At 37.6% G+C, this 6,940-nt stretch carries 8 protein-coding genes; 1 reads left to right on the top strand and 7 read right to left on the bottom strand.

Features of this window, described 5'->3' with window-relative positions:
* Positions 1-291: 291 nt before the first annotated feature.
* Together AW17_RS16445 and AW17_RS16440 are read right to left on the bottom strand one after the other, a co-directional pair.
* Entirely contained in the window at positions 292-1,491 is a 1,200-nt protein-coding gene (locus AW17_RS16445) for a DUF1501 domain-containing protein (protein WP_029278263.1), read from the bottom strand.
* A gap of 102 nt (positions 1,492-1,593) precedes the next feature.
* The gene (locus AW17_RS16440) at positions 1,594-3,036 is read right to left on the bottom strand and encodes a DUF1800 domain-containing protein (protein WP_029278261.1); all 1,443 of its coding nucleotides are present in this window, start codon (positions 3,034-3,036) and stop codon (positions 1,594-1,596) included.
* Between the two features lie 73 nt (positions 3,037-3,109).
* On the opposite strand from AW17_RS16440, the gene aat reads away from it, so the two are divergent.
* Positions 3,110-3,742, top strand: coding sequence for a leucyl/phenylalanyl-tRNA--protein transferase (gene aat, locus AW17_RS16435; protein ID WP_029278259.1), 633 nt, complete (start codon positions 3,110-3,112; stop codon positions 3,740-3,742).
* Here aat and AW17_RS16430 read toward each other — a convergent pair.
* The 5 genes from AW17_RS16430 to AW17_RS16410 form a co-directional block, all read right to left on the bottom strand.
* The gene (locus AW17_RS16430; protein ID WP_029278258.1) at positions 3,739-4,335 is read right to left on the bottom strand and encodes a TMEM175 family protein; all 597 of its coding nucleotides are present in this window, start codon (positions 4,333-4,335) and stop codon (positions 3,739-3,741) included. The two genes, aat and AW17_RS16430, sit on opposite strands and share 4 nt — an antisense overlap.
* Positions 4,335-4,916, bottom strand: a complete 582-nt coding sequence (locus AW17_RS16425; protein WP_029278257.1) for a hypothetical protein — start codon at positions 4,914-4,916, stop codon at positions 4,335-4,337. Before AW17_RS16425 ends, AW17_RS16430 begins: the two co-directional genes overlap by 1 nt.
* Before the next feature lie 114 nt (positions 4,917-5,030).
* The gene (locus AW17_RS16420) at positions 5,031-5,813 is read right to left on the bottom strand and encodes a 3-keto-disaccharide hydrolase (protein ID WP_029278255.1); all 783 of its coding nucleotides are present in this window, start codon (positions 5,811-5,813) and stop codon (positions 5,031-5,033) included.
* A 65-nt stretch (positions 5,814-5,878) separates the two neighbouring features.
* A complete protein-coding gene (locus AW17_RS16415; RefSeq protein WP_029278253.1) occupies positions 5,879-6,196 on the bottom strand; it encodes a YgaP family membrane protein in 318 nt (105 codons plus the stop codon).
* Between the two features lie 183 nt (positions 6,197-6,379).
* Positions 6,380-6,766: a GxxExxY protein gene (locus tag AW17_RS16410; protein ID WP_029278252.1), complete on the bottom strand. Its 387-nt coding sequence runs from the start codon at positions 6,764-6,766 to the stop codon at positions 6,380-6,382.
* Between the last annotated feature and the right edge of the window lie 174 nt (positions 6,767-6,940).

The following is a 6,940-nucleotide window of genomic DNA, read 5'->3' as shown; positions in this document are numbered from 1 at the left end:
AAAATTATATCTTATTTACGCCTAATCCCGCTTTATCGTCCTGCTGAATTTATTTCAGCATCTTTTTAGCGTGAAAGACCCTGAAATAAATTCAGGGTGACGACCGTCTTAACAGAAAACTTGATTAAAACGCCACAAAATGAGATTTAATAATCGAACTCAGGTTAATACCTATACCGATCAGATTGATAAAGACAGCAGTAGGCCTGTATATGTGTTAAAAAGGAAGTAAATAATAAGAAGTCAAGTTTCATAGCCTGTTGCTTATTAAACTTGACTTCTTTGTAATATCTATATAAAATCGAGCGTATTAAATTTTTTGTTCAGGATATCAGCATTATTTACATCCAGCCATTTATCTAAAATGGTACCATAAACCTGTCTGAAATCCAGTTGATATTTTAAATCGCCGGTATCTAAATCACTTAGATTTGGTGCAGCATTAAAAATCCCTTGTTTCTTTAATTTTCCGCCAAAAACAAACATATTATTTGCCGTTCCGTGGTCGGTTCCGTTACTGGCGTTTTGTTCTACCCTGCGGCCAAATTCGGAGAAGGTAATCACCAGGGTATCCTCAAGCTTATTGTTCGATTTTAAATCTTTTAAGAAAGCAGCCATGCCCTCGCTATATTGTTTAAGCAGATTGCCTTGTTGACCAATTTGATTCACGTGGGTATCAAAACCACTTAACGAAACATAATAAACCCTTGTTTTTAATCCCGAAGAAATAAATTTAGAAACCGTTTTCAATTGGTTTGCAAAACCCGAAGTAGGGTAAGTAGATTTCGACTGATAAATTTTGGAGGTATTCTGGATATAACTGGCAGAAGATGAAGTTTCGATCATGGTTTTATATAAATAACCTAAATTATCTTCATCTAAATGTTCCTTATCATTCTGCAACATGGCCTTAAAAAACGGATCGTTTGTATTACGGAACAAAGCTGCGGGATCTTTTAATGCAATTCCTTTTTTGGTTTGCCCTTTCATGGCTAGGGAAAGTGAGTCGTCTACCTCTATCGCTGTATAAGGGAATTTGCAGGTTTGGCAATTGCTATCTAAATAACGGCCAATCCATCCGGTTGATAAGAATTGATTGCTATCGCTACCCGTTTGCCAAATATCCATCGAACGGAAATGTGAGCGGTCTGGGTTGGGGTAGCCAACATCGTTGATGATGGTCATCCAGCCTTGGTCATAAATTTCTTGCAGGGCAGCCATGTTCGGGTTTAACCCTTGCATGTCGTTCAGTTTAATCACCTCTTCAGGTTTAATGGCAATACTTTTTCTTTTTTGGTAATAAATGTCGTTTCCAAAGGGAATAACCGTGTTTAAACCGTCATTTCCACCAGAAAGCTGTACCACAACTAAGTTTTTGTATAGGCTTAGCTCATCAAGCGCCATGGCCTCAAGCGGTTTCATAAAAGCCGGAACAAATAGTGAACCTGCTGCAACGAATCCTGTATTTCTTAAAAAATTTCTTCTATTCATCTTGTTAGTCTTTGATGGTCAATGTTTTATGGTCGATGGTTCATGGCTTGGGCGCTTAGCTAATCGGCTATTGACCATCAACCATTGACTATTAACTGTTCTCTAGCACAACTGATACTCGGGCATGCTGGTAATTTCGACTGCTGTACTTCTCAATCCTTTATTATCGCTTACCATTGTTGTTATTTTGGCATTTAATTTCGGTTGCAATAAAAACTCGGTAAGTTCCAATGGCGTTAATCCTTTTGGTAAAGTATCTAAAAATTTAGGCCAGTCTGCATTTGCGTTTACGTACGATTTTGGTTTCATGTTGGCATTTGCATTGGTGGTAGCTGTTCTACTTAAGGCAATTACGGCTTCGTCTTCCGGATCCGCTTTGCCGCTGAAATCGATTTCCCCATCATTTAAAACAAGCGAAGGAATGCGCATCCTTAACATTAACGATGAACTATCAATCCAGCTTTGTCCGCCAGGCCAGCCCGCTACATTAGGTGGGTTAAATAAATATTGCCCCAAACTGCTTTGTAGCTGTATTAAAACCTGTGGTTTGTTATAGGTAACATAAAACTCGCGACTTAAGCCCACCAAAAATTCAGCGGGTGATTTAATTTTTGTGCCTACATTTTCAGGGCTATAAAACCAATCAGATGTAAACATTTTTTTCATCATCGAGGCAATGTCATATTTCGAGTTGTAAAAATGTGTGGCAAGTTCTTTAATATGATCCTCATTCGGGTTATCGTTTACGAAAAATTTATATACTTTCCTGGCGATAAATTGGGAGGTTTCTGGTTTTTCTAGAATAATATCGATGATGTTTTCGCCTTCGAAATTCCCGATTTTACCGAAAAAGGTTTTTGTTCCGGGATCGTGCAGGTTTTGTCTGAAAATGAACGAGCCATCTTTGTCATACATCCAGCCGGTAAATGAGCGGGCAGATTCTTTAATGTCCTGCTCGGTATAATTTCCTCTTCCCAGGGTGAAAAGTTCCATGAGTTCGCGGGCGAAGTTCTCATTTGGTTTACCTTTTCTGTTCTGCTGGTTATTCAGGTATTGCAGCATTGCGGGCGACTTGGAAACCTCAACCAGTAAGGTTTTAAAGCTGCCCAGGGCATTTGTTCTTTGGATGTTATTTAATTGTTGGGCAAAAAATGGGTTATTGCTGCGGCAGGCAAAATGGCCATGCCAAAAAAGCGTCATCTTTTCCCTCAACGGGGCATCGGTATTGATCATTTTGGTAATGAAGGCAATATTCAGATCGCGGCTTACTTCGTTTTGCTCTCGTATAATCTGCTGGCGCATTTTTTTCTCATCATCATTCAGACCTTTTTTAGCATATAAACCTGCCTGTATCAAAAGTTGTCGTTTCGATTCGTAATCATTCACTAAATTGATTGGATCGTCTTTTTGGGAATCTTTAAGCAGGTTATCCACCACTTTGTCGAGATTTTTTTTGCTTAATTTTTGTAAGTCGGTATAAGAAACCCCAAAGCCTGCCCGATTGTAAAGATGTTTTACTTTTAAGAAATTATCTTTTGCGTTCATAATGGACTGTTTTACAGTATGACTTATTTAAAACGCCAGGGTTTAATCTTTGTTTTCTTTCTTATTTTTGCCTATGTTTTTTCAGCTACTAGATGACAATCCGGGCTTCCCAGACCCAGCCTTGGCAGAAGAGGATGGTTTATTGGCCATTGGTGGTGATTTAAGTACGGAGCGGTTGTTAATCGCCTATTCGAATGGTATATTTCCATGGTTTAGTGAAGACGAACCAATTCTCTGGTATTCGCCACACAAACGCTGTGTGATTTATCCTGATAAAATTAAAATCAGTAAAAGCATGCAGAAAATTTTAAACCAGGAAGTTTTCAAGATTACTTTTAATCAGGCTTTTGCCGAAGTGATCCGCAATTGCGCAACTACCAAAAGGAAAGGGCAGGATGGTACCTGGATTACCAACGAAATGCAAGATGCTTACATTAGCCTTCATCAGCAGGGCTACGCGCACAGTGTAGAGGTTTGGTTGGCTGATCAGCTGGTGGGTGGCCTATATGGTTTAAAAGTAAATCGTGTTTTTTGTGGAGAAAGTATGTTTAGCCATGTAAGCAATGCTTCAAAAGCAGCATTGATTTTTTTAAGTAAAATGAATATCGATTTAATTGACTGTCAGTTGTCGAACGATCATTTAATGAGTTTAGGTGCTGAAATGATAGAACGAGAAACATTTATGCGTATTTTGACAGTGGACTAATCTTTATTCTCTAACGATTGATGTATAGCCCGTTCAATTCTGGTATCAGGTATAAACCAAATGGCTGCAACAATTACATACATGGAACAGCCAATCCAAGGGTTTATGAAGCTGAGGCCTATTCCCAAGGCATAAAAAACTAAAGAAATTTTTCCTTTGCTATCATTGCCTATTGCTTCAACTACCAGTGAATGTGCACCCTCTGTTTTTTTAATTGTAATGACCAAAATTAAATAAGCAATGGCTGCTAAAAATAATACTACGCCATAAGCCACAACTGGCCAAAAGGTAAAATGATTTTCGCCCATCCATCCTGCCGTAACCGGGAAAAGTGACAACCAGAAAAGCAGGTTTAAATTGGCCCATAACATTGATCCGCTCACTTTCTTAACCGCATGCATGAGGTGATGGTGATTGTTCCAGTAGATACCTACGTAAGTAAAGCTTAAAACATAACTGATAAATTTAGGAATAAGGGGCTTTAAGCTGGCTAGTGTATCGCCATGCTCCGGAACCTTGATCTCTAAAACCATAATGGTAATGATAATTGCAATTACCCCATCACTAAATGCTTCTAATCTGCCTTTGTTCATTATTGTTTTTTTGTTAGGTAGCTAATTACACCCGCTCTATATTCTGGATCTTTTTCGTTTAAAGCTATAAGCTGATTGGTGAAGTCGAAATTTATAAAAAGTTCAGGAACATCCGTATCTGTCTGTAGAAATGCTTTAAATCGATATTGCCCAGAATTATAATCTACATCTTTTTCATTTAAGTTTGCTACCTCAAAAATCATCTTATCGGTACGCATCTCACTTTTTAATTTTAAATTATATAGAGATGCAAGTGAAGTTAAAAATCTATCACTCTCCTTACCTAAGGATCGGAATGAAATTCCATTAGATAAAAATGTGTTTTTCATATCCCCATTGACAATGCCAGCTTTAATGTTTTTTTTCAATGAAATTTCGAGACCAACTGTATCGGTATTGTCTAGTCCTTGTGCTTTAAAAATTACAGTAGAATCTGTTTCTTTTTTATCTACAATATTTAACATCACATCAATAAAGCCATCATCTGCTTTTTTTAATGCAATTTGTGTTAAACCCTTTTCCGGAGGTTTGCAAGAAAACAGAAACAATAAAGTAATCACATTAAGTAAGTTTCTTTTCATTTTTGAAGGCGTTAAATCGTATTTAGTTTGACTACAATTATCTGTTAATTTATTTATAAAAACAAAACCCGCAAACTTTTGATCTGCAGGTTTCTTATTGTTGTTTTGTTGAAATTATAATTCTCTTACCCAGATGTTCCTGTAACTGATTGCAGGACTTGGATCGCCGTGATCTTGTAATTTGATTGAAGAAGGACCATGTTTTTTATATTCTGGCGCACCAATATACCTGGTTTCCCCTTTTAATACAAATCCATTCTGTAAAAGTACGCCGTTTAAAAATACAGTAACACTTGCTGGTTTTTGTACTGTTCCATCTTCATTAAAACGCGGTGCGTTCCAAATGATATCGTAGTATTGCCATTCGCCTGGTTTTTTGTTGGCATTTGCCAATGGAATAGCTTGTTTGTAAACACTGCCTGTTTGTCCGTTAACATAGGTTTTATTGTTATAAGCATCCATAATCTGGATTTCGTAACCCTCATCACCGCCACCTGTTGATGCTAAAAACACACCGCTATTTCCACGTGCCTGACCTTCGCCAGTTATGTTTTCAGGGATTTTCCATTCCAGGTGCAATTGGTAATCGGTAAACTTTTTATTGGTTTCGATATTTCCAGTGCCCTTTTTTACCGTAAAAAAACCATCGTCTATTGTCCAGGCAGCTGGTTTCGATGGATCTTTAACAGAATGCCACGCATCTAAATTTCTGCCGTTGAAAAGAATGGTAGCATCAGATGGCGCGTCCTGAGGCAATTTGCCCGGTGTAACAATCTTAGGAACGGGTTCCCAAACCTCGGTTGTTTTTGGGTCTTTGGCAGGATCTGGTTTTTTATCTTGTGCCATAGCTTGCCCTGCAAAAAATGCAGGAATAAATAATAGTGTATACTTGTTCATGATTGTGGTTTAACTTTTTAAAGTTAACCAGTTTATTAAGAAAAGGAAATTTCGTATTTAAAATTTTACCCCAAATCGTCAACAACGTAGGTTTCGCTTATAATTACTTCGTCAGGGGCAATATCTTCTTTACGCTGTTCTGCCAAATCGCGCATTGGGCAATAACCCGTGATGCCGCGGTACAGTAATCCTGCACCAATTGCTGCACCCGTAAGGCCAATTACAGGATGCGAAAAAATGCTGGTGATGCCTTTGAAAAGTAAATATGTTCCTGCAGCGCCAGATAACCAACGTTCAGATTTTGAAACGTTTTCGAACAATTCTGGGTACTTCCAGGCTTCTTTAACGTTGTTTACAGCAGTATTAAAATCTTGATTTGTCATGATGGTTAAATTTATGTTCTACTGTATAACAAGTAAGAAGGAAATGAGTTTTGAAAAGAATTTTAATTGTGTAATGTTGCCACGGAGACACAGATTATCACGGAAGACCAGGTTGTTTGTATTCACGTTGATGTTTAGCCACAGAAACGCTGATTAACACGGAAGAAGTACTAATAACCAGGATTATAAAACAACACGCCTGATTTCGAGCGTTGGTTTACCGAAATTTAAAATAAGCCCAACTTTGCAACCTGAACATCTTAAGTAGTTTAGAGTTTGCGCTATATCGGCACTTGCAATAGCACTTTTTGATTTAATTTCTAATATTACCGTATCGAATATGATAAAGTCGGCATAAAAGCTATGGGGTAGGGGAATCCCTTTATAATAAACTTGGTATAACTTCTCTCTTTCGTAAAAATAATCCCTGTTTTTTAGTTCTATACAAAGTGCATCTTTATAAACGATTTCTAGAAAACCACAACCTAAATGGCTATGAATTTCAATAGCAGCACTAATAATTAGGTCTGTTTCGTTTTTTAATGGGAAGTTCGATTGACGGATTTCCATACCAAGAGATTTAATAAAGGTTAACTAATTAACTTGGGATGTATTTACTAAAATAGTAAAATAATAGGATGCTGCGAAGCATACTCTGTGATTTCTGTGTCTCCGTGGCAAAGAATAACTTGAAAGGTTTGTTAGATACTGGCTATGGATGCCTGTTTACACAGCAAACTCTTC

Origin of the sequence: Pedobacter borealis DSM 19626 (assembly GCF_000708285.2) — a bacterium.
In the GTDB taxonomy this organism is placed as follows: domain Bacteria; phylum Bacteroidota; class Bacteroidia; order Sphingobacteriales; family Sphingobacteriaceae; genus Pedobacter; species Pedobacter borealis.
Note: the sequence above shows the minus strand (reverse complement) of the source record. Positions and strands in the feature narration are given on the sequence as shown.

Coding starts and splice junctions, on each gene's coding strand:
- AW17_RS16445 (WP_029278263.1), bottom strand. CDS start 1,491: ATGAATAGAAGAAATTTTTTAAGAAATACAGGATTCGTTGCAGCAGGT.
- AW17_RS16440 (WP_029278261.1), bottom strand. CDS start 3,036: ATGAACGCAAAAGATAATTTCTTAAAAGTAAAACATCTTTACAATCGG.
- aat (WP_029278259.1), top strand. CDS start 3,110: ATGTTTTTTCAGCTACTAGATGACAATCCGGGCTTCCCAGACCCAGCC.
- AW17_RS16430 (WP_029278258.1), bottom strand. CDS start 4,335: ATGAACAAAGGCAGATTAGAAGCATTTAGTGATGGGGTAATTGCAATT.
- AW17_RS16425 (WP_029278257.1), bottom strand. CDS start 4,916: ATGAAAAGAAACTTACTTAATGTGATTACTTTATTGTTTCTGTTTTCT.
- AW17_RS16420 (WP_029278255.1), bottom strand. CDS start 5,813: ATGAACAAGTATACACTATTATTTATTCCTGCATTTTTTGCAGGGCAA.
- AW17_RS16415 (WP_029278253.1), bottom strand. CDS start 6,196: ATGACAAATCAAGATTTTAATACTGCTGTAAACAACGTTAAAGAAGCC.
- AW17_RS16410 (WP_029278252.1), bottom strand. CDS start 6,766: ATGGAAATCCGTCAATCGAACTTCCCATTAAAAAACGAAACAGACCTA.